The organism is Pseudomonadota bacterium, from assembly GCA_039028155.1.
GTDB lineage: Bacteria > Pseudomonadota > Alphaproteobacteria > SP197 > SP197 > JANQGO01.
In genome coordinates this window covers 1-22,311 of record JBCCIS010000038.1, presented here as the reverse complement: position 1 = coordinate 22,311, position 22,311 = coordinate 1, and the positions used below count along the sequence as shown (strand labels likewise).

Below are 22,311 nucleotides of genomic sequence, written 5' to 3'. Positions count from 1 at the left end.
CTTTCAGTTCGCCCACACGACGGGGAACACCGTGTCGTCATGGGCGGGATCGCCGGATTCCAGATTGACATCGTCTTCGCTGACCGTTGGATCGGTACCGTCGTGGGGAAACCAGACGGCGTCGTCGCCTAGCCAGCGGGTGGAGATCGCCGCGCGGCGATGATCAGGCGAACTGTTGCCCGGCGCGCCGTGCAGCGTCCAGGCCGAAAACACCAGGGCATCGCCAGCGTGGGTGTCGTAGCTCACGATGTCATAGGCATCGCGGTTGGCTTCAATGTCGGGCACCGGTTTGCCACCGCCATCGGCTTGCCATGCGGAGGGATGATTGTCGCGCGCACCGAAGACCTCGGGCTTGAAGATGGTGCGGTCGGCATGGGAGCCGCGGATGAACTCCAGCCCGCTCGAGCGCGCGTCACAATCGGTCAGCGCCAGCCAGACCGAACAGATTTGGTGACCCATGAACGGCCAATAGGGAATGTCCTGGTGCCATGGCGTCGGCGTCGCGGTGCCCGGCTCCTTGACCAGTAGATGATCGAAGTAGAAACGCATGGTCACGCTGCGCGTCGCCTGGGCGGCCAGGGCCCCCATGCCGCCTTCGAAGACAAAGGCGTTGATCGCCGCGTTGTCGCGCCACAGATAGCGGTCGGTGAAGAAGCGGTCGCGCTCGGCACCGGGGTTCGCGTCATTGACCCAGCGGCTGGGTTCGGCGAGCTGCGTTTTGACGACGTCGTTCAGACGGTCAATCCACAACATGTCGGCGGCCTCGCGCACCAGGACCACGCCGTCGCGCTCGAACGCGTCGATCTCGTTATCCGTCAATGTGCGTGACGCCATGGTCGTGTCGCGTGCAGAATCGATGGAACGGACATCATGGCACGTGCCGCGAACCCGATCGATGGTCAAGTAATGTCAACAAGTGATGGCGCGGGAGACGCCGGCACCGTAAACAGGATGCGGATCACGATGGGGGCGTTCCATGAAGGTGCTGGTCGTTTTTTGTCATCCACGCCGGGACTCGCTAACGGGTCAGGTCGCTGATGCCGTTGTCGCCGGTCTTGGCGATGCCGGTCACGACGCCGAGCTCGCCGATCTCTACGGCGAGGGCTTCGATCCGGTCTTAAGGGAACCCGACGAGCCGGACTGGGAACGCGAGGACAAGGTCTATTCGGCGGCCGTCCAGGACGAGATGGCCCGCATGGAACGCAACGACGCCGTGATCCTGGTGTTTCCAATCTGGTGGTGGTCGATGCCGGCGGTGCTGAAGGGCTGGATCGACCGTGTCTGGAACAAGGATTGGGCCTATGGGTCGGCGTTTCTGCCTCACAAGCGCGCGCTGGCCATCGGGTTGTCGGCCTCCGACGACCCAACCTATGCCAAACGCGGCTACGACACGGCGATCGAAACCCAGATCGTCACCGGCATCTTCAACTACTGCGGCATCGAGGACGGGCGTTTCGCCTATTTGCACCACTCTACCGATGGCGGTGAGCGGCCGGCGGCCATGATTGCCGAGGCCCGCGAACTGGGCCGCCACTTTGCCGACGGTCTCACCGAGGGACGGTAACAGCCAACCATAAGCAATCGTTATGGTGACGTGAAAAGCCGCTGCTCATAGGCGGCAATGAACCGGCCTCGCGGCCCGAAACTGGCGAAACTCCCCGTTTCGCCCGGCTTCCCTGCGCTACTGAGCTCCGCAGTGCCGATTTGCTCTAAGGACCGGTTCCTGGGCCCTGCGACGATTTGAGCAGTGCTCAGATGACGAAGTGGCCAATCCTTATTCTGAATGCCTTCTCACCTGACGTCATGCGCGACATGGCTTCCAGCATGAGCGGCAAGCATGCTTGGTCCGTGCCATATCGGTAACCACGCAAGATCAAGAAAACGGCCCGGGACGAATGGCCGCGGGCCCACAGGATTAGGTCAGAGGATTAGGATGTCACAGAGCCACATCGCCGCAGCCACGCCAACACCTGCCGAGGTCGTCAGTTTTGACGGCGCCGTGACGCGACGCCGTTCGGACCGCGAGCTCGCCGATGCCGCGTTGCTGGCCGCGAAGAAGCTCCAGGACGCCATGGACGACGCGATCAAGGCCGGCCTGATCGTCGAACCGACGGTCAAGATGGTCGAGAACCGGTTCGCCAGCGTCGGCGTTTCGTCCGACTCCTATCTGTTGAACCTTAATGTATGGCGGAAGCTCTCCTGAGCGCGGTTCCGCCGACTGGTAACGTTAAGATGCTGTCCACGCCCAAGCCGATACGACGCTTCCTCGCGACGGTGAAGTCCGTCCTGGTACCTGTCGTGACCATCCTGGCGTCGACCGCGCTTGGCGTGTTTATCGTCGAGGTGTTCTTTTCCGCCGAACACCAAGCCCGTTCCGTACGCGCCGAAGTCTACGGCCTGATCAACTGGATCGGCGGCTTCGACGTCTATATCGCCACCGGCATCGGCGCGGTGATTGGTCTGCTCGTGCTCGCCTTCACCGTCAAACGCATGGTCTGACGGTCAACGCGGTCCCGACCCGCCGGCGGGACGAACCTTGTCACATTGTAGGTCATGAGGTAGTCGACCCTCCGTCTCGTCTTTCGGCGGAGGGGGTCGATCCGTGCCGAACACGACCAAACCGACAACGCCGTCAGGAAAACTGGAAAGCCGCACGCTTCTGGTTCTGGTCGTTGTCCTGGCGCTGGTTACCCTGGCCGCCGTCTACTTCATCGTCACAATCCTTGGGACCGTAGACGGGCGTGTCGAAGCGTCGGGCTACCCGCTTGGGCGCGACTACATCAACTACTGGACCGGCGGTCGGGCCGTCATCGAGGGCAACGTCGAGTGGCTGTTCTTGCCTGATGACTATCTCATGAGACTGCGCGCTGATTTCGGCGAAGCGCTCCCCAAACACAACTGGTCCTATCCGCCCCACTTCCTGCCCTTGCTCGCCCCACTCGGTCTGACGCCCTACATCACGGGCTATGTTCTGTGGTGCCTGGTCGGCGTTGGCTGTTTTGTGGCCGCGCTTCGGTCGCTCGACCTTTCGCTACCGTTGGGTCTGATCGTCCTGGCGATCGCTCCGGTCGTGCTCGCGAACATCTTCCTAGGACAAAACGGCATGCTGACCGGCGCGTTGCTGCTTGGCGGTCTGGCGCTACGCGATCATCGGCCATGGCTGGCGGGCATCCTGTTGGGCATTCTCACCATCAAGCCGCAGCTGGGCATCCTGGTCCCGATCCTGCTGCTGGTTCAGCAGAACTGGCGCACCATCATCGCCGCAGTCTTGACGACCGCTGTCTTGATCCTGGTTTCCATCGCTGCCTTCGGCTGGCAGCCCTGGGTCAGCTTTATCGACATCACGCTGCCCTATCAGACCGATATCATGACAGAATGGTCAGGCTTGTTCACCGCGATGATGCCGACCGGTTTCATGGCGAGTCGCGATCTTGGGGCTGAGACACCGTCGGCCTTTCTGGTTCACGCGCCCTTCGCCATCGTTGGCGTCGCCGCGGCCTTGTGGGCCGCTTGGGTGACGCGCCACGACGCCGATCGGTGCGCTGCCGCTGCCGTGACGATCGTCGCAACCATCGTGGTCTCGCCTTACGTCTTCAACTATGACATGGCCGCCCTCAGCGGCGCGGTCCTGATGTGGATGTCATCCGGTCGGGCCCGGTTTGGCGTATTGCGCGGCGCGCTGGCGGCAGCCGCGCTGTCGATGCCCGTGATCGGACCTGCGCTGGCGCTATCGGGATTACCGGTTGCGCCACTCGTCGTCCTCGCGGCGCTGATCGTCATGACCGCCGACATCGGCGTTAAGCGATGGCAACGCATCGGCGCGGCAGCCGACGGAACCGATTAGCCCAGGACAACGATGACGGCTGAGACGACCAGCAGGAAACCCAGGGTTATCCGGCGATAAGTCGGCGCCGTGGCGGTGCTGAAATGGCGCATGCCAAACCATGTGCCGATCAGGACGAGCGGCGCCAACAGCGCCGATCGGCCCAGGGCGACTTCATCCATGGCGCCGTTGATGACGAACATGATGATGGTGACAACCGCCAGGATGGTGAAAAAACCCACCAGGTTGGCGCGTCCGACCGCCGGGTCGCCGTCGCGCGAGAGTTGGTAAAGCACGACCGGCGGGCCGCCGATGCCGACGCCGCTGTTCAAAATGCCCGAAAGCGCGCCGACCGCGGCATGGGTCGCCGTCGTTCTGGGCCCGCGGTAACGCCAGCCCGCCAGCAGGATCAAGGTGAACACGATCACGACCGCGGCGATCACGCGGCGCATCAGGACCGCATCCGCGTTGACCAGTATCCAGGCGCCTATCGGGACTGTCAGCACCGAGACCAATCCCATAACGACGACCTCGCGCCGGTCCATCCAGCGCCAGGTGCCGCCCAGCATGCGCACCGCGTTGACGAGGCCCAGGATCGCCACCACCGGCACCGCCTCGACCGGGCTCATGACGACCGCGAGGATTGGGGTCATGACCAGATTGAGGCCGAAGCCCGCAAAACCGCCGATCAGCGCGCCCGTGAAGGCAACGCAGGCGGCGGCGGCTAAACTCCACGTTAAGAGTTCGGTAAAGAACATCTCGGTTTCCGGATCGAAACTCCCGCATCCCATCCCATGGCGCCGCTACAAAAGGCAAGCGCCGGTTGACATGCCGGCCCCGAAGGCCGATTTGCTGGCCACGGAATGCCAAGGAAATCGATGGCCGGCATCAAAACGTATCTCGACCCCCAAAAACTGCTTGATGGCCTGGATCGGTTCGAGGCATGGGTCGCGCGCCAGCCTAAATGGTTGCGTATCAGCCTGGGCGTCGCGCTCTGTTTGGGCGGTTTCCTCTGGTTCTTTCCGGTTCTGGGGCTTTGGATGTTGCCGATCGGCCTGATCGTCCTCGCCCAGGACATTCCCTGGCTGCTCAGGCGGCGCGAACGAATCGAATCGTGGCTAAGGCGCGCCCTCAATCACAAAAAAGACAAAGAAAACAGTGGATCTGCGCCGTCTGGGTAAGGCCTCGGGCAAGTGGCGATTCGTCGGCAGCCAGCGCGAATCTGCCATATCTTTGATTGATATTCTCGACAGCCATTATCGCTAAGATAGTATTTGAGCTGTTCAAATGTGGCGGCTGTCACAGTCGAAGCGATTGTCGGCGTTCAGGCTCTCGACGTTTCCGAACGTAACGATTTATTAAGCTTTCGAATTAATACTTTCGATCAACCGGGGCGCTGGGTGACCCCACGAGGGTTTCCCAGCTTGGGTACAGGATCTACGCGGTCAGCTCGTCCCGGCGAGCCTCTCCGCGAAACAATCCCTCAGGAGGGACATATGCTTAAGCTTTACACGCACGTTCTTGCCAACATTACCGCTCTCCGTAAGAACATGGAGGGCGTCACCGCCATTGAGTACGGCCTGATTGCCGGCGCCATCGCCGTTGCCATTATCGCCGTTCTTCTGGCGTTGGGTGGCGACATCAACAATCTGTTCACCAAGACGTCCGGCGCCCTGCAGCAGGCGGGCACGACCGGCGGCAGCGGTGGCAGCAGCAGCGGCGGCTAAGACCAACTGTCGCTCGTTCTGTAATCGTAGCGAGGGTGCGTGGGAAACCGCGCACCCTCGTAGCATATGTCGGGTCCACTTTGCGTCGACGACTTACCGCTCGTCCTGACGCCTATTCGCCACCTGTTCACTGAAGGACTGTCCAAGGGAGCCTAATCCCTCGCGATCGGCGGGGCTTGCTCAGCGCCGTCTCGGCGATCCACACTCTAAGGATGGATGTATTGGGAGCCGACTCGTTCGAACTTCTGGTAGTCGTTATTGCGTGTACGTTTCCGGCATTGCTGAGCCTCGCTGCCGTCGGTGACGTGCTGCGATATCTGATTCCTAACACTCTCTGCCTGGGTTTGGCGTTGCTTGCTATTCCCGCCATGGCACTGTCTGGCGCCGATGTGACAACAATTCTCTGGCATGGCGTCGTCGGTATGCTGGTGCTAGTCGTTGTCAGTCTGCTCTTCTTTCGAGGGATGATTGGCGGTGGCGACGTCAAACTACTCGCCGCGGCTGCCATATGGACCGGATGGCCACTCATTGTTCCACTTTTGATCTACACTGCCTGCGCTGGCGGCTTGATCGCCGTCGCGCTGCTTCTGGCAAGGCGCTGCACACGCAACCGGGAGTTTCAGCAAGCCTGGCTTGGCAAGCTCCTTAACCCGTCATCCGGACTTCCCTATGGCGTCGCCATCGCGATCGCGGGCTGGATCGTTTGGTTTCGCTTGCCAATCTTTTCAACAGCTTTTCCTACCTAAGCCCAATATCTTGTGGAAAACCCGTAGCCTTTAGCTGTGGACAACAATATATTGCTTGCGGGTGTACTGTGAAAACGGTTGCATACTGTCTGAGTGATTGGGGTCACAGCTATCACAATGGTGTACCTCGTTTGGTTGACGTAGCTTAACAGCGGTCGAGAGGTACCTTCGTGGATAGGGGCAAAATCGCGACTCAACTATCAATTAAATTGGACGGCTGACACTCTCCATGCGTCCCATCATGATCATCTTGATTGTCGTTGCTCTGGCGATCGCAGGTACTGTTGCTTTTTTGGTTAGCCGCTTCCTGTCGGAAACTGAAGAAGCAGCGCGCAATGTCGAGCCTACGGTGGTCTCGGAAAGCACGGTTGATGTTCTGGTTGCCGCGAAGAGCCTTCCAATCGGGCGTATTGTCCGCGATGACGATCTGCGGTGGCAATCATGGCCTGAGCAGTCAGTCAGTGCCGACTACATAACTAAGGGTAGCGAAGACGGTCGCGCTGAGATTGGTGAGTTTGTCGGCTCTGCGGTTCGCGTCGAAATGGTCGGGGGCGAACCGGTTTTGTCCTCGAAAGTGTTTCATCGCGGCGACGCTGGATTCCTTTCCGGCGTTCTCACTCCCGGTATGCGTGCGGTCACTATTGCTGTGACGGCCAGGAGCGGCACAGCAGGGTTCATTCTGCCCGGTGACCGGGTCGATGTGCTGATGGTCTTCGACATCCCGACCCAGGATCCGGTGACCGGCGATACGGCCAATAGAGTGATCAGCGAAACGGCCCTTGAGAACATCCGGGTGTTGGCCATCGACCAAGCCGTTTCCATGGGGACCGGAGAGGAGGGCTCCAACGAGACGTTGGCGGATGTCGCCGAAACCGTCACTTTGGAAGTCACGCCCAACCAAGCACAGGCCCTCGCGGTGGCCAATCAGATGGGCGCACTTAGCTTATCCCTCCGCAGTCGCGTCGAAGGCGCTTTAAGCGAGATTCCGCGCAGCTTTAGTCCCGACTTTGCAGTAAGCAGTTACCTGGGCCGGAACATGCCGGAAGGGACCCGCGTTCTGGTCGCCAGCAGAGACCTAGCTGAAGGTACGCTGCTCAATGATCAGGATTGGCAGTGGGCGAGCATGCCAGCGGATCAGGTCCAATTTGATTGGATCGTTGAGGGCGTCAGCGATCCCAATGCTCTGCGGAGCGGCCTTCTGCTACAGGACCTCGAGGGTGGTCAGCCAATAACAGCGGCCGAACTCCTCTTGCCGAACGAAGACCGCTACATTGAGACGGCGTTAGAACCTGGAATGCGTGCCATTACGGTTCCCGTCGACGAAACACGCGGTGTTTCGGGCTTCGTCATGCCCGGCGCCTACGTCGATGTCATCTATAACCTCGAGCTAGAAGACCAATCCGACGAACCCATCAAGGATCCGCGCAGATTCAGCGAGATGTTCTTGGAGAACATTCGCGTCCTCCATATCGAACGCGTTTTCGATAACGCAACTGGCGTACCAGCTATCGATCCGCAGACCTTGAGTGCGACGCTCGAAGTAACGCCGTCACAAGCGGAGCTGATTGCGTTGGCATTGTCGGAAGGAACACTGACACTTGTCCTGCGTGGCGATGAACCTGGCGGCGAGACAAGGTTGGCGGATTACACGTCTGACTTCGAAGCGAGTCGCGCGATGGTGGACCTTCTATACGGCCTAACGTTACCGCCACCGCCAAAGGGTTTCGGCAATGACAGTGTCCTGATCTATGACGAGACACTAAATGGCGATGCCGGCCAGGTGCGAGTGTACCGCTCAACAATACCGCAGGATCTCATCTTTTCCGGCTCGGGAGGATAGCCTCCTAGAGGGAACTTAGAAACGTATGCGCGAACGTCTCCAAACTATCCTCCTATCCCTATCGTTGATGACAACGCTGGTGTTGGTTTTTTTGACCGGTTCCGCACGTGCCGAGCAAATCGACGGACAATCAACCGACGCGGTGGTCATCGAGCAGCCCAGTGACTCACTGATCCGCGTCGGCTTGCCGCTCAACAAGGCGCGGCTGGTCAGCCTGCCGGTCGATGCGCGCGATGTCTTGGCATCCAACGCTGAAGTCGCCGACATTATCTTGAAAACACCGCGCCTGGCTTATCTGATCGGCAACGAGATCGGCACAACGAACGTCCTGTTCCTGAACGCCGCTGGCCAGCAGATCGCGCGGTTGGATGTTTCGGTCGGTATCGACCTGCTGGAGCTGAACGAGACGCTCAACATTCTCATCCCCGATGAGAGCATCGATGTCGTCGCAGTCAATGACAATGTCGCATTGACGGGGACGGTGTCGACACCTGAAGTGGCCGCCAGTGCGGAACAGATAGCCCTTCGCTTCGTGCCCGACGACAACATCGTCAATATGCTGACCATCCGCAACGAACAGCAAGTTCTGTTGAAGGTGCGCTTCGCCGAGGTCAATCGACAGGCAGTTAAAGAGTTTGGCTTCGACACCAACCTCAACCTCAGCTCAGGCAATTTTCTGTTCGGTTTGGCGACGGGCGTCGGTCCATCCGCCAATACGTTCGGCACCCTTGATCTGTTCAAGGGCGGCGCCAACAATAACATCGACACATCGATCAATGCGCTGGAACAGAATAACTTGGTAAGAATCTTGGCGGAACCCAGCGTGACCGCGATCTCCGGCGAGCCCGCAAGCGTTTTGGTTGGTGGCGAGTTCCCGATTCCGGTGCCCGGGCAAAACAATCAGGTGACCATCGAGTTTCGGCCCTTCGGCGTAACCCTTCAATTCACCCCAGTCGTGTTGAGTGATGGCCGCATTAGCCTACGTGTAAACGCTGAGGTTTCGGCTACCAGTCAGGAGGATGCCGTCACCATTCAGGGATTCAACATCCCCAGTTTGGTCGTGCGACGTGCGAACACGTCGGTTGACTTGCCTTCGGGTGGCAGTTTGGTGATTGCCGGTCTCCTGCAGAACGATATCAACGCGACGATTCAAGGCTTACCGGGTCTGAAAGATATTCCAGTTCTCGGCACGCTTTTCCGAAGCACAAACTTCCAACGCGACGAGACCGAACTCGTGGTCCTGGTTACGCCGTTTCTGGTCCGTCCGATCGAGCAGAACGAAGCATCGCTACCAACCGACGGCTTGTTGCCCGCAACGGATCTGGAAATGTACTTCCTGGGACGTATCAACGCAGTTTACGCGGATCGATTGCCAACGCCGACGGGCGAGGAAATTGCAGGGCCTATCGGCTTCATCGTGGAGTAAGGGAATTTAAATGAAACAGCTTCCGCTCCTGCTGCGCCAAATCGTGGTCGCCCTGTTCGTTATCGGCCTGGCTGCTTGCCAATATGAGGATTCCGATGTGCAGCTGGCGGACTACGACTATCGAGCGAAGTTCCCCATTCGCGTCGAGAGTGATCTAGTCCAGGCAAACTTTGTTGGCACCGAAGCCGGGACCCTGTCGCTCGACGAGCTGGTTCAGCTCGACATGATGGTCAGCGACTATCTGGCCAATGGCCAAAAGCCTATCTTGATCGTCATGCCTGGTAGCGCGCTTGAGTACTCAAACCTAGCAAGTGAGATCCAACGTCGTGCCCTGGAGCACAGCCTAGCCAAGAGCGAGGTGCTTGTCGGCGTGGACCCGCAGGCCGCGATGAATGGCCAAGTCACCGTTTCCTATCTTGTCCATACAGCGATTGCGCCCGATTGCGGTTACTACCAGGAGGAGTCTTGGAACTACGACAACATTAACTCATCGAACTTTGGCTGCTCGACCCAACGAAACTTGGCGGCAATGATTGCCAATCCAGGTGACTTGGTGGCGTCAAGGACCTTCACCACCCGTGATGCACAGCGCACGGCCAATATCATTCAAGCCTACCAGTCCGGTGAGAACCCGCAGGCAAGTTGGCCGACGGCCGGCGGCGACGCCGCGCTCGACGTCGCGTCGGACAACTAACGATCGAGTACGAGTAAAGGGAGACAGACCATACTTCGCGTTTCCATCAATGCATTCCTGACGGACCCGGAAACCCGGGAGACAGTTGAGAAGGCTGCTCAGGATCGCCGGCTGCAAAAGAGCCGCATTGACATGTTCGAGGGCTCCCTCGACGAGGCGACCGCGTACTATGGCGAATCCCCGACACCGCAGCTGATTCTGGCCGAGACCGAAGATTCCGGCGAAGACCTTTTGCGTAAGCTCGACCAGCTCGCGGAAAACTGCGACGCCGGCACCCATGTGCTCCTGGTCGGCTCGCAGAATGACATCGTTCAGTACCGCTCGTTGATCACAAGCGGCGTGTCGGACTATCTGTTGCGACCTTTGACGATCGGCGCGTTTATCGACTCTGTCGAACGCATCTTTGTCGACCCCAATGCACCGATGATGGGCAAGACGATCGCGGTGTTCGGCGCCGAAGGCGGCGTCGGATCAAGCACGATCGCCCATAACATCGCTTGGTCGATTGGCAACGATCTGGGCGAGGACGTTGTCATCGTCGATCTGGATCTTTGTTTCGGCACCGCGGCCTTTGCCTACAACCAAGAGGTAAGCCAGGGTATCGAGGATATGCTGGCTGCGCCGGAGCGTGTCGACGAACAGCTCTATCGCAGGTTCGTCCTGCAGCACAATGAACAGATTGGCATTCTTGGGTCGCGCTCATCGCTCGGCAACGTCGCCGATATCGATGGCGATGCGCTTGAGCAAGTCTTGAGTTTTGTCCGACAGCAGGCCGCCTTTGTCGTGCTCGACATTCCGCACATGTGGTCCGGCTGGGCCCAGCAGTTGTTGGTCGACTCCGACGAAACTGTTATCATTGGGACACTTGACCTAGCAGCGTTACGAGACACAAAGAACATTGTCGAAGCCGTGGAAGCACGCCGCGGCGAAGATAGCAAAGTGCGTGTCGTGCTGAATCACGCCGGCGCATCCAAGAAGACGGAAGTGCCGGTCAAGGAGTTCGAAGAAGCCGTCGGCAGTAAGCCGGTTGCCGTCTTGCCTCATGATCCCACCGTGTTTGGCGAAGCGTTGAACAACGGCCAGATGATCGGTGAGGCAAGCGGTAAACATAAAGCGGTTGAGGTGTTCGGCGAGCTGGCGATGCTCGTTACCGGACGCACCGGAACGGCGCTGAAGAAGCGCAAAAAGAGCAGAGGGGGCTTGAACCTGTTTAGTAAGGAAAAAGCCTAAGGAAAGCTCCACGTGTTTGGTCGAAGACAAGGCCCACCTGATAAGAAGGCACCCCCGCCGGTCGCCGATGAGCCCGCGCCGGTCATGCCGAAGCCCAAGGCGCAGGCTGACATGGCGCCTGTGGAATCAAAGCCCGCGCTGAGCGTCGTTGAGACGGACGACGTCGATACGCGCGACATGGTCGATGACGCGCCACTGGGTGACATGACGGACGATCTGCCGAGTGAGGCACGATCGACGGATACGCTGGATGATCTTGACATGACGCCGGCGGCCGACGTGGTGCCGGAGGTCGTTGAACAGCCGGCGCAACCGGCCGCGAAAGCGCCGCCCAAGCCTAAGTCGGAACCCAAACCCCAATCGGACAACGAGACCGATTGGCAGGGCAGCGCGCCTACCAACATGGCGCCGACTATGACGCCCGAGGAGGAGGCGCGCCACAACGATACCAAGGTCAGTGTCTTTAACACGCTCATTGAGTCCGTCGACCTGACCGAACTGGCCAAGATGCCGGCCGCGACCGTGCGCGAAGAAATCGGCGACGTGGTCAGCGAAATCGTCAGCATGAAGGCCCTGGTGCTGAGTGCCGCCGAGCAGCAGCATCTGATCGAGGATATCTGTAACGATATTCTTGGCCTGGGACCGTTGGAGCCGCTGATCGCGCGCGACGACATCGCCGACATCATGGTGAACGGCCCCAACAACATCTATATCGAGGTTGACGGCAAGATTGAGCTGACACCGATACGCTTCCGCGACAACGCGCAGCTCATGAACATCTGCCAACGCATTGTGAGCGCGGTCGGCCGACGGGTCGACGAAGCAAGCCCGATCTGCGACGCGCGCCTGCTGGACGGCAGCCGTGTCAACGTCATAGCGCCACCCTTGTCTATCGATGGTGCTGCGCTCACCATTCGTAAGTTCAAACGCGACCGCTTGACCTTGGACAATCTGGTCGATTTCGATTCCATTTCGTCGGCCGGCGCAGACATAATCAAGCTGATCGGCCACTGCCGCATCAACACATTGGTGTCCGGCGGCACGGGTTCGGGCAAGACGACCTTGCTGAACTGCCTGACGCGCTACATTGCCGGCGACGAACGCATCATCACCTGCGAGGACGCCGCTGAGCTGCAATTGCAGCAGCCCCATGTCGTTCGGCTGGAAACCCGCCCACCGAACCTGGAAGGCATCGGCGAAGTGACGATGACCGACCTGGTCAAGAACTGCCTGCGTATGCGGCCTGAACGTATCATCGTCGGCGAGGTGCGCGGCAAGGAGGCCTTCGACCTGTTGCAGGCCATGAACACCGGCCATGACGGATCGATGGGCACGATCCACGCGAACAATCCGCGCGAATGCCTTAGCCGTATTGAGAACATGATCGCGATGAGCGGCTATAACTTGCCGGCCAAGACCGTGCGCGAGCAGATTGCCGGCTCGGTCAACGTGATTATTCAGGCAACGCGCCTGCGCGACGGTTCGCGCAAGATCACCCACATCACCGAAGTGATCGGCATGGAAGGTGACGTCATCACCTTGCAGGACATCATCGTCTTTGACTTTGAAGGCGAGACAACCGACGGAAAGATCGTAGGCCGTCACAAGTACACAGGCCTGCGGCCAAACTTCTACGACCGCGTGCGGTACTTCGGTAAGGAGCAGGAATTGGTCGAAGCACTTCAGGAGTTGGCAGTCGAATGAACGATACCGTCCTGATGATCATTGTGGTCGGCACGTTGCTGCTATTCTGCGTCATGGCTGGCGGCGGCATCTTCATGGTCCGCGCAAGCCAGGCCAACTATCGCCGGCGGCTCGCCATGGTAACGGGCGCCGCCCAGCGCGAGCGCCGACAGCGCGGTGGCGGCAAGGATACGTCCGTGGCGCGCCGCCGCCAGATTCAAGGCAAAATCAAGGAGCTGGAGGAACAGCGCAAACAGACGGTCCGCAAGCGGGCCTTGGCCGATCTGCTGGTACAAGCCGGCTCAAACCTCACGGTCAAGCAGTTCTATCTGATCAGTGCGGTGTTTGCCCTTGTCGTCACCGGCCTTTATCTCGCACTGGGTTACACATACTGGGGCGCGCTCCCGGTGGCGCTGTTCGCTTTTCTCGGACTGCCGCGCTTTTACATGAAGCGCAAAGCCAAGAAACGCCAAAAGCTCTTTACCAAACACTTCGCCAACGCCGTCGATGTCATTGTTCGCGGCGTGCGTTCGGGCCTGCCCGTCAACGAGTGTCTCAACATCATCGCACGTGAAACGCCGGAGCCGGTGTGTAGCGAGTTCGAGCAGTTGGTTGAAGGCATCAAGGTCGGCCGACCATTGGATGAGGTCATGGATCGCGGTCTCAGACGCATTCCGACCATGGAGTATCGCTTCTTCGCCATCGTGCTTGCGATTCAGCAACAGACCGGCAGCAACCTGGCCGAAACGCTCTCTGGCCTTTCCAGTGTGCTACGAGAGCGCAAGAAGATGGCCGATACCGTTCGCTCGATCACGGCGGAGGCCCGGACCACGGCGATGATCATCGGCGCCCTGCCGTTCTGTATGGCGGGCATCATGACGTTGACCAGCTACGAGTACATCGCCCTGCTTTGGCGAGAAGAGATGGGAACGTACATGATAGCCGGCGGCTGTGTGCTGATCGCGATGGGTACCCTTATCATGTGGAGGATGATCTCGTTTGAGGTCTGAGTTCGCTCACGATCCAATCGTGACGTGTATTGCGGTCGAACCGCCAAAGTGACCGCGCTGACCAAACGAGCTAGAAAAAGACATGCTATCGACCCAGAACATCATCATCGCGCTTTCGACGTTTGGCGCTTTCATTGCGATTATCGCGATCGCGATGCCGTTTATGGAGCGCGACAGCTTCGGCAGCCGCCTTAAGGCCGTCTCGCGGCGGCGCGAAGAACTGCAGTCCGCGCAGCGTCAGAAGTTCGCAAAGTCACAACAGGCCAGCCTGCGGCATCGGCAGCGTCATGCCGGGTGGATGAGCGAGGTTCTGAAACGACTGAACCTGATTGAAAAGGCGCGGTCGCCTGAACTCCGCATGAAACTGATGCAGGCCGGCTTCCGCGGTCAGGGGCCGATCGTCGTCTATCTGTTCATGCGCATCGCGCTGCCGATCGTATTTGCATCGGTCGCGGCGTTGCTGATGTTCTCGTCCAAGAACCTTGAGCTGGACACGCTCGTCAAACTCCTGATCTGCGGCATGGCGGCGACGTTCGGGTACTTCATTCCCGGCATCCTGGTGATCAACACCGCCAAAAAGCGTCAACAACAGATCATCAAGGCGTTTCCCGACTCGCTGGACCTCATGGTCATCTGTGTTGAGGCCGGTATCTCGCTGGAAGCGGCGTTGACCCGAATTTCTCAGGAAATCAGCGAGATTTCGCCCATCCTCGCAGAAGAGTACGCGCTGACCACCGCGGAACTCGCTTACCTCGGCGACCGCCGCCGCGCGCTCGAGAATCTGGCGGCGCGCACCGGCGCCGAGCCCGTCCGGGCCCTAACGGTCTCGCTGTTGCAGTCAGAGAAGTACGGCACGCCGTTGGGCGTCGCGCTTCGCGTGCTTAGCCGTGAGAACCGTGACGATCGCATGGCTCGTGCTGAACAGAAGGCCGGCTCGCTGCCGGCGGCGTTGACGGTCCCGATGATCCTCTTCTTCCTGCCGGTGCTGTTCATCGTCCTGATCGGCCCCGCCATCATTCAGGTGGTCGGCACGTTCGGTGAGAAGTAAGGCTAAGCGGGAAGCACCGGACACACCTTCACTTCGGACATTAGCCTTTTGGAATAGCTGAAACGCTGCGCGCCAATCCGGCGTGACTGTCAGTCCGACAAGCCACCGTCGCTAGTTGTCGGTTGGCTCCTCGGAATCATCCGAGAGATCGAAGTACTGGAAGTCGAATGCGTTGTCGGTCGGCAGATCGTCATCGCGGGCGTTTGCGCGTGCGTCACTGGCCGCCTCTCCCCCCGAACCAGCACCCGGCGCGGGTGCGGTTATCGATCCGATCATCTCCAGGATCGAGAGGTCATCACCGTCATCGTCCGTCGCGATAGTTTCGGCTGTCTCGGCGGGTTCGACAGCATCGACAGTCTCCACAACCTCGGCCTCGACTTCGACCGGTTCCGGCTCAGCTGCGGGTGCGGGCTCTTGCACCACTTCCGGCGCCAAGGCAAAAGCGGCATCGCCCTCGTCGCTTTCAGGTGTCGTCGCGACAACCTCCTCGGTCGTGGACGTGGTCACGATGGTCTCAGGCGGCAACACGAACTCGTCACTGTCGCGTCCCGTGTCCAACTCCGGCAAATCTTGCGGTTGATCGTCATACGTCATGGTTACGGTTTCATCGGCAGGCGCCTCAACCCCGATATCGCTGCCCGACGTTTCCGTCGCCGGCGCCGCCTGCACGTCGACAATATCAGCCGCCGGCACGACGACCTCCTCGACCGGCTCAACAATCACCGTCGTCGGCTCCGTCGGCTGCGCTGTCGCCGTCGACTGGTTCAAGGCCAGCGTATCCCCCTCATCGACGGGAGGCAGTGGCTGAGCTTCGACTCCCAGGTTCGATTGAGCGACCAACTCCTCCAGATTCTGCAGGTCGTTGCCGGCAAGGGACCGGAAGAACGCGATGTTCTGCTCTGCCTCCTCGCCGCTCAGCTCTTCGCGGACCAAGCCTTCGGCCTCCTCAATGTCACCGCGATAGGCCAACAACAACGCCAGGTTCAGGCGGATCTTGGAATCCGCCTCATCGCCTCGACTGGCGCGTTCCAGAAGTTCGATGGCGCCGTCAAGATCGCCCTGCATCGCCGCCTGCAGGCCCATGTTGTTCAGGACCTTCGGGTTGTCGGGCGACGCGGCAAGGGCGCGCATATTCGCTTCGTTCGACCTGGCGAGCTCACCCAACATGCCATAGGCGACCGCCAGAGCGGCCTGGGTTTCCCACATACCAGGCTCAATTGCGACCGACCGTTGGAGCGGGTCAAGTGCTGCCGTCGCGTTACCATCGGCCACCAGTGTCCGGCCCAGCAGACTTAAGAGCCTGGGGTCATCGGGATGTTGGCCAAGCGCGTCGTTGAGCACGTTGATCGCGTAACCGTACTGGCCGAGCCGACGCAAGTTGTCCGCCAGGCCGATCGCTGCTTCCAAGTCGGTCGGATCACGGTCGAGCAAGTTCTGCCAATAGCCGGCCGCGCTGACGTAGTCGCCGGCGTCCTCTGACGTGCGCGCGGCGGAAACAAAGGAATCGGAGATTTTGGCTTCGGTCTCGGTGGCCGGCTCGGTATCGACATTCCCCCCGCTGACACCTTGAACCGGGAGCGATTCGCACGACGCCAGCATGATTCCAATGACTGTTGCGCCAGCCACGGTCACGCAGCGGTGGCCCTTTGCCACGGCAGGTCGACGTGTCGAAATAGGTCCTTCCCCTACCCCAGAGTCTGCGACGAGTAGCGGCTGTCACTATATCAAGCGAGTTATCCACCGGGCAAAGCGAATCGGTGACCTCGCGGCAATAAAACGGTATAATTTCTAAGAGAATCAGGTATTTCCTGCCTGTAGCGAAATTCGGCAGAACGCTGGGAAAGAACGATATGATGATCAAGTTCCCCGTCGCAGTCCGTTACGCCGCCGGTGCCGCCTTGTGCATGGTGGCGACCGCCTTCACCACCGCAAGTGCCGAGACAATTCGAGTTGAAGTGAACCAGGCTGAGATTCTTCGACTGGAAGCAGATGCCCAAATCGTCCACATCGCCAACCCGGCGATTGCCGACGTGGTCGTCGAGTCGCCGCGACTTCTCTTCGTTGTCGGTCGGGCCCCTGGTCAAACCGGTATTTTCATTCTCGATGCGAACGGCAAGGAAGTCATCAATGCCGACTTGTTGGTGACACCAAACAACAATCACGAAGTGACACTGAACCGCAACGCCGTGGAGCTGACCTACAGCTGCTCTCCACGCTGCGTTGCGACCAATGTGTCTGAACTTGCTGCCGCCGGAACCAATGCGGCCACCGGAGCCGCGGCGGCGGGCACGACCACATCCGCCTTGGGCGGCACGGCGACCGGCGACGACGCGGCGGCCAACGAGACGACGGCAACGGTCAACATCACCACCGACGCTACCGAGTAGAACGTAAGCGCCGCCACGGGCGCATTCGGTCTTCTTTGCCATCGCGCTGACTAAGTAGGAGCGGTGGGGCGACGTCCTCGCCCAGCCTCGGCCTCTCAATGCAGGTCGACCGGATGGGAGCCTCTCACCTTCATGCATGCCGACACGACCCCACATCGACACGGTACGTCACGGGTCTCCGCATTTGAACGGCCGAGCCTAGCGATACGACATCATCCAATGCTGACAGTTACGGATCGCAGGCAAGACCGGGTCTGAGGTCTATTCTGCACGGCAGCCTCAAAACAACAGCGGGCCACATATCGTGTGGCCCGCTGCCTGTACTCTGCGCGCCCCATCGACAGGGGCTGCTGTTTTCCTGATTAGCCGCCGATGCGGAGGTTGCTCAGCTCGCGACCGATTTCGCGGAACGATGCCTCAAGCGTCGCGGCGTCTGGCGAGTCGAAGTAGTTGCTCTCGTCAGTCGCACAGTTACGCATCAGGTTCCTGACCGTGCTAGAGCTGACCTGGAACGTGATGGTGTAGACGATGATGTCCTGTGCCTTGACCGCGTTACAAACTGCTGCCGTGCGCAGGTTCAGCTGAGCGATCGCCGTGCTCGAGCTCGAAGTCGTGCCCAGATTGCCGTCGGCGATACGGCCATAGGCGCCATAGGACGACGTGCCGATGTAGTTTTCACCGTCGGTCATCAACACGATCGCCTTCTCGAACTCGTCGTTGTCGTACTCAGTCGCCGTGGTGAACGGTTCGGTGTTCGACAGCGTGCGCCAACCCCAGACGAGGCCGAAGTTGATGTGCGTGATCCCGCGTGACTCCATCGAATCGATCTTGCTCTCGACCGTCGACTTGACGTTGGTCAACGGCAGGACAGGCCGCGGACAGTCCTTGTTCGGCCCCTTCCGCTGGCCATAGCTGCCGGAGATCGGCGGCCACCAGTTGCCAGAGCCGCTCGGCCGAAGATAGGCCTCCCAGCGGGTGTCGTCGTTGGTAGGCGCCGCATCGGTCTGATCTTCACCATCCTCACGCGCCATAACACAGCCGCGCCAGATATCCGGCGCAAAGTCGGCCGCGTCATAGTCGCTGTTCAAGTGACCGAAACCGGTGTCGACATTCACCGTTCCCGCAAACGGCACGACGGAGATATAGAGCAGGTCACTCTCGGCATTGGCGCCGAAGAGAATGTCAAGGAAGCTGTGCGCAGCACTCTTCAAATTATTCATCTTCGTGGTGCCCATGGACCCGGTGTTGTCGAGCACCAGGGCGACTTCGAGACCCTTCGATTCACGGATAATGACCGTCGTCGCCGTGACCGTGATGTCATGAATGCCGATGACGTTCATCAACGTCGTATCGAGTGTTGCCGACGCGCTCAGTCGAACTTCCTCATCGGAGATCTCCATCTCCGGCTCGGCAGCGACACCCAGCTCTTCGACGGGATAATTCGCCTCGAAGTAGGACAACATCAGCTCTTCGAGCTCGTCGTCGCTCAGTTCGGTCGCGCCGCCGGCGGCAAGGCCCGCAGCATCAAGCGCGTAGCCAAGACGCGATTTGACGAGGTATGCGCGGCCCATGTCGATCGCGGCCCCGCCGGCCAGGCATATCGGCAGCAGAGAGAGGGCGAAGACGACCGCAACGGCGCCCTTGCGCTCTTTGACCAAGCGTCGCCACGGCGCCCAGTTAAACCAAGTCATGGTTGTTATCCGGCTTTTCATGGTTGTCGATCTCATTTGGTTGAGCATGATCTCATCCTGCCTTTGCGCATCACTCGCGCTCATCTTTGGAATCGTCAGGCCGCTCGATTGTCTATCCGCTGAACTCGACCGCGATAGTCGTGCGCGGACGCAGATAGGCCATGTCGGTGATGATGAACGGCTCAAAGATCAGTTCACCAAACACGGGGCTGTAGCTGTAGGTCACGAGGGCGACGATCACGCTGTCGTTCTCGCTCAACAGGCCTTCGGGAAGGTCGAATTCTTCGATATCCTCACCGCCGCGGTGACGTTGCCATTCGATCGTGACCGCCCCATCCTCATCGGCAACCAGGCTGGCGACCGTATAGGCGGCGTCGCCGGATGAGTACGGCTGCAGAATGCTGTCGACGGCACGAAAGATGTTGTTCACGTCACCCGCGGAAACCGATTTCTGCTGCGCGACCAGGTCGGCTGCGGTCTGCGCGCCGGTTGTGATCTTCTTGTCCAGAAGAAGCACATAGCCAAGCTCTGCCGTGCCGAACAGCAACAAGATCAAGATCGGCAATATCAGCGCGAACTCCGATGCCGCGACACCGCTGCGGTCACGCCAAAGCTTCAGAAGTAGGTTCGCTTTCATCATGTCGCTTCCACCTAGAAGAGGCTCTGGAAAGGCTCGTTCTGGAACGCGGCCGCGGCTTGCAGCATGAGCGTGTCCTGATTGGGCGGTGCCAGGAATTCCGCCAGGAACGGCGTGATGATCTGGTACTTATAGGCAATGCGAACCAACACCACTTCGCCGGCCTCGCCGATATCGAACAGGTTGCCTTCGGCTTCACCTTCGTCGTTCAAGAACTCGTCGAACGCCATGTCGTCGAAGTCCGCATAAGTCCGGATGTCGACGATTACCTTGTCGCAGTCCAGGACGTTGTCGAGGTTCTCACACAGCAGTTCGTAGAACTTGTCCTCGGGGTCGTCTTCCAGCTGAAGGTTGCCGGTTCGAATGGAGCGCGCGACAGAGGACACTTCGCCGTTCATCACCGTTGCCGTGAAGAACAGAAACGACGTCTCCAGAATGGCGAAGATCAGGAAAAAGAAGACGGGCGCCACGAGGATGAATTCCATCGCGACAACGCCGGAACGGTCTTCGGCCAGGCGCCGTGCGCGTCGTCGATACCATGTCGCAATCCGATACATGTGTGCCACCCGTGCAAGAAGCGTTCCAGATCGGCTTCCCAGCCATCGTGCCGTAGCATGTCAGGCGCCCACCTGACCTAGCAGTGACGCTAGACACAATCGCCGGACGGTTGCGGTCATGACGCCTTGCGCAGTGACCGTGGTCACAGCATTGACCCGGGAATTTGGTTAATGGCGTTAACGAACGCCATGCGGCGCGCGTGCTAGGGCACGCGGTAGACGAGGAACCCGTCGAGTCGCGAGTCGTCGGTGCCAAGACGCACGGCCCACGAAGGCGGATCGCCGGCGGCCAACCGTCCGTAGAGGCTCTCTGTTCCACCTTCCCTGACATACCAATCGTGCCCGCCCTTGCCCTCCTGTGCCGTGCAAAGGATCACCAGACCGACGTCGCGGGCGGCCAGCATGTCCTTGGCCATCAACGGTTCGGCGAGAAAGGCGCGATGTGCGTCGACGATGCCGTGCTCCATGCGGTGATAGGGCGCGGCGACCACGCCATAGCCAGTACGCAAGGCGATTTCTGGACCTGGATAAATATAGGTCAGCACCGTGCCGTCGATGTCGGCATCGCGCAGAAAGCGGCCTGCTGAGCGCCAATCGCATTCTTCAACGCCAGCGTCGGCGTTCGCCTTGACATCAGCCGGTATCATGACGATTGCCGCAACGATATGACTCAGCAATAGGGCAACGAACCCGGCCGCACCAATCAACACACGGCCCGGCAGCGTGGCCAGGCGACCGACGAAGCGGGCAAACGCGACAAGCACCACCGTCCAGATAAGGACGAGAACAATTTCGGCATAGGGCAATACGCGCACCTGATAAAGCGCGCCGACGATGTAAAAGGTTAACGCTAGGCCCAAAATGACGTAGGTGCCGCGCTCGACTGTATCGCCACGGCACAGGCGATACAGCACGAAGGGCAAAACAAAGATAACGGGCCCCAGCGTGAACATCGCATCGGCCCATGTCCTTGGGTCGGCGGTCAGCAGCGGCTCGGCCTCACGAACGTTTGCCAGGAAGACCTCCCGCACTTCCGGCGCCACCTGGCCGTAGGGACCTTCAAAGAACGCCGGAAAACTGAAGCCCATGACACATGCGGGAATGAGCGCGGCGACGATACCTGTCAGAAAGCGCACGACAAGGCCTGATCCGGGTGTGATCCGAGCGGCACCAAAAACCAAACCGGCGGCAGCCAGCATGGCCAGAGCCAGGACAATATACACCAGCGAAAGCCTATCAAGTTCGACGGCGAACCAATCGACCGGCGGCCGTTCGATCATCAGAGCGACGACAAGACCTGCAGCAAAGAAAACGGCGAAGCGCCACAACGCGGTCGCGGCGTCAGCACGACCGAACAGCCACATCACGCCGAATGACGTGACGGCGACCAGCAGCAGAAGCAGGGTCTCGGTACCGACCCAAAGGCTGAGCGCCGTCGCCAGTCCGGCCAGAATCGGATAGATCATGCGCTCTGGCGTCTGGTTCCATCGAAGCATCAAGGCCAAGACGCAGGCGGCAAGCGCGGCAAGCAGGCTGTGGTGATCGGGCCTTCCCAACTGGAACACCGCATAAAGGCCGGGCTGGGCAAGGAACAGCACGGCCATCAAGAGCGCGCCCCAGCGCGGCAGCACGGTGAGCGCACCCCAAGCCAGGAACATCAACGTCACGGCGGCGAACACCGGACTGATCACCACGCCCCACCAAAACAGCGATGTCTGGAAGTCGGTGACCAGCATGCCGGGCAACGTGCCCGCCAGCATCAAGACGTCGAAAGGCCGGGTCCAATGCATGACCAGGCCATCGGGCGCGTTC

General features: G+C 59.8%; 22 protein-coding genes. 15 read left to right on the top strand and 7 right to left on the bottom strand.

Annotated features, from left to right (window positions below):
- Positions 1 to 3: 3 nt before the first annotated feature.
- Positions 4 to 834 (bottom strand): phytanoyl-CoA dioxygenase family protein, encoded by an 831-nt coding sequence (locus AAF563_17975; protein MEM7123174.1) that lies wholly within the window; start codon positions 832 to 834, stop codon positions 4 to 6.
- A gap of 142 nt (positions 835 to 976) precedes the next feature.
- On the opposite strand from AAF563_17975, the gene AAF563_17970 reads away from it, so the two are divergent.
- The 4 genes from AAF563_17970 to AAF563_17955 all read left to right on the top strand — a co-directional run bounded on the left by AAF563_17970 (position 977) and on the right by AAF563_17955 (position 3,844).
- Positions 977 to 1,564 carry an NAD(P)H oxidoreductase gene (locus tag AAF563_17970; GenBank protein ID MEM7123173.1) on the top strand — a complete coding sequence of 196 codons (588 nt, stop codon included), beginning with the start codon at positions 977 to 979 and terminating at the stop codon, positions 1,562 to 1,564.
- 369 nt (positions 1,565 to 1,933) lie between these two features.
- Complete coding sequence (locus tag AAF563_17965) at positions 1,934 to 2,203, top strand: hypothetical protein (protein ID MEM7123172.1); 270 nt, start codon at positions 1,934 to 1,936, stop codon at positions 2,201 to 2,203.
- Positions 2,204 to 2,232: 29 nt separating this feature from the next.
- Positions 2,233 to 2,499 (top strand): hypothetical protein, encoded by a 267-nt coding sequence (locus tag AAF563_17960; protein ID MEM7123171.1) that lies wholly within the window; start codon positions 2,233 to 2,235, stop codon positions 2,497 to 2,499.
- Positions 2,500 to 2,602: 103 nt separating this feature from the next.
- The gene (locus AAF563_17955) at positions 2,603 to 3,844 is read left to right on the top strand and encodes a glycosyltransferase family 87 protein (protein MEM7123170.1); all 1,242 of its coding nucleotides are present in this window, start codon (positions 2,603 to 2,605) and stop codon (positions 3,842 to 3,844) included.
- Here the strand turns inward: AAF563_17955 and AAF563_17950 are convergent.
- Complete coding sequence (locus tag AAF563_17950; protein MEM7123169.1) at positions 3,841 to 4,581, bottom strand: sulfite exporter TauE/SafE family protein; 741 nt, start codon at positions 4,579 to 4,581, stop codon at positions 3,841 to 3,843. The genes AAF563_17955 and AAF563_17950 overlap by 4 nt on opposite strands.
- Before the next feature lie 120 nt (positions 4,582 to 4,701).
- Between AAF563_17950 and AAF563_17945 the strand changes: the two genes are divergently transcribed.
- From AAF563_17945 to AAF563_17900, 10 genes are all read left to right on the top strand, one after another.
- Positions 4,702 to 5,004 carry a hypothetical protein gene (locus AAF563_17945; protein ID MEM7123168.1) on the top strand — a complete coding sequence of 101 codons (303 nt, stop codon included), beginning with the start codon at positions 4,702 to 4,704 and terminating at the stop codon, positions 5,002 to 5,004.
- Between the two features lie 315 nt (positions 5,005 to 5,319).
- Positions 5,320 to 5,550: a Flp family type IVb pilin gene (locus AAF563_17940; protein MEM7123167.1), complete on the top strand. Its 231-nt coding sequence runs from the start codon at positions 5,320 to 5,322 to the stop codon at positions 5,548 to 5,550.
- A gap of 176 nt (positions 5,551 to 5,726) precedes the next feature.
- Entirely contained in the window at positions 5,727 to 6,296 is a 570-nt protein-coding gene (locus AAF563_17935) for a prepilin peptidase (GenBank protein ID MEM7123166.1), read from the top strand.
- Positions 6,297 to 6,537: 241 nt separating this feature from the next.
- A complete protein-coding gene (gene cpaB / locus AAF563_17930; GenBank protein ID MEM7123165.1) occupies positions 6,538 to 8,136 on the top strand; it encodes a Flp pilus assembly protein CpaB in 1,599 nt (532 codons plus the stop codon).
- Between the two features lie 25 nt (positions 8,137 to 8,161).
- Positions 8,162 to 9,562, top strand: a complete 1,401-nt coding sequence (locus AAF563_17925) for a type II and III secretion system protein family protein (protein ID MEM7123164.1) — start codon at positions 8,162 to 8,164, stop codon at positions 9,560 to 9,562.
- Between the two features lie 10 nt (positions 9,563 to 9,572).
- The gene (locus AAF563_17920; GenBank protein MEM7123163.1) at positions 9,573 to 10,256 is read left to right on the top strand and encodes a CpaD family pilus assembly lipoprotein; all 684 of its coding nucleotides are present in this window, start codon (positions 9,573 to 9,575) and stop codon (positions 10,254 to 10,256) included.
- Positions 10,257 to 10,388: 132 nt separating this feature from the next.
- Positions 10,389 to 11,486 (top strand): AAA family ATPase, encoded by a 1,098-nt coding sequence (locus AAF563_17915; GenBank protein MEM7123162.1) that lies wholly within the window; start codon positions 10,389 to 10,391, stop codon positions 11,484 to 11,486.
- 261 nt (positions 11,487 to 11,747) lie between these two features.
- Positions 11,748 to 13,190 carry a CpaF family protein gene (locus tag AAF563_17910; protein MEM7123161.1) on the top strand — a complete coding sequence of 481 codons (1,443 nt, stop codon included), beginning with the start codon at positions 11,748 to 11,750 and terminating at the stop codon, positions 13,188 to 13,190.
- Positions 13,187 to 14,179, top strand: a complete 993-nt coding sequence (locus AAF563_17905; protein MEM7123160.1) for a type II secretion system F family protein — start codon at positions 13,187 to 13,189, stop codon at positions 14,177 to 14,179. The genes AAF563_17910 and AAF563_17905 overlap by 4 nt, the downstream gene beginning before the upstream one ends.
- Positions 14,180 to 14,261: 82 nt before the next feature.
- On the top strand, positions 14,262 to 15,227 hold the full coding sequence (locus AAF563_17900; GenBank protein ID MEM7123159.1) for a type II secretion system F family protein: 966 nt from the start codon (positions 14,262 to 14,264) through the stop codon (positions 15,225 to 15,227).
- A 111-nt stretch (positions 15,228 to 15,338) separates the two neighbouring features.
- Here the strand turns inward: AAF563_17900 and AAF563_17895 are convergent, their stop codons facing one another.
- The gene (locus tag AAF563_17895; GenBank protein MEM7123158.1) at positions 15,339 to 16,853 is read right to left on the bottom strand and encodes a tetratricopeptide repeat protein; all 1,515 of its coding nucleotides are present in this window, start codon (positions 16,851 to 16,853) and stop codon (positions 15,339 to 15,341) included.
- A 224-nt stretch (positions 16,854 to 17,077) separates the two neighbouring features.
- Between AAF563_17895 and AAF563_17890 the strand changes: the two genes are divergently transcribed.
- Positions 17,078 to 17,614 (top strand): pilus assembly protein N-terminal domain-containing protein, encoded by a 537-nt coding sequence (locus AAF563_17890; protein MEM7123157.1) that lies wholly within the window; start codon positions 17,078 to 17,080, stop codon positions 17,612 to 17,614.
- A gap of 362 nt (positions 17,615 to 17,976) precedes the next feature.
- On the opposite strand, the gene AAF563_17885 is transcribed toward AAF563_17890, so the two are convergent.
- The 4 genes from AAF563_17885 to AAF563_17870 form a co-directional block, all read right to left on the bottom strand.
- Entirely contained in the window at positions 17,977 to 19,305 is a 1,329-nt protein-coding gene (locus AAF563_17885) for a pilus assembly protein TadG-related protein (GenBank protein ID MEM7123156.1), read from the bottom strand.
- Between the two features lie 112 nt (positions 19,306 to 19,417).
- Positions 19,418 to 19,945 (bottom strand): TadE/TadG family type IV pilus assembly protein, encoded by a 528-nt coding sequence (locus AAF563_17880; GenBank protein MEM7123155.1) that lies wholly within the window; start codon positions 19,943 to 19,945, stop codon positions 19,418 to 19,420.
- Between the two features lie 11 nt (positions 19,946 to 19,956).
- The gene (locus AAF563_17875; protein ID MEM7123154.1) at positions 19,957 to 20,499 is read right to left on the bottom strand and encodes a TadE/TadG family type IV pilus assembly protein; all 543 of its coding nucleotides are present in this window, start codon (positions 20,497 to 20,499) and stop codon (positions 19,957 to 19,959) included.
- A 203-nt stretch (positions 20,500 to 20,702) separates the two neighbouring features.
- Positions 20,703 to 22,311, bottom strand: a 1,609-nt coding sequence (locus AAF563_17870; protein ID MEM7123153.1) for a hypothetical protein, incomplete at its 5' end; no start/stop codon positions are given.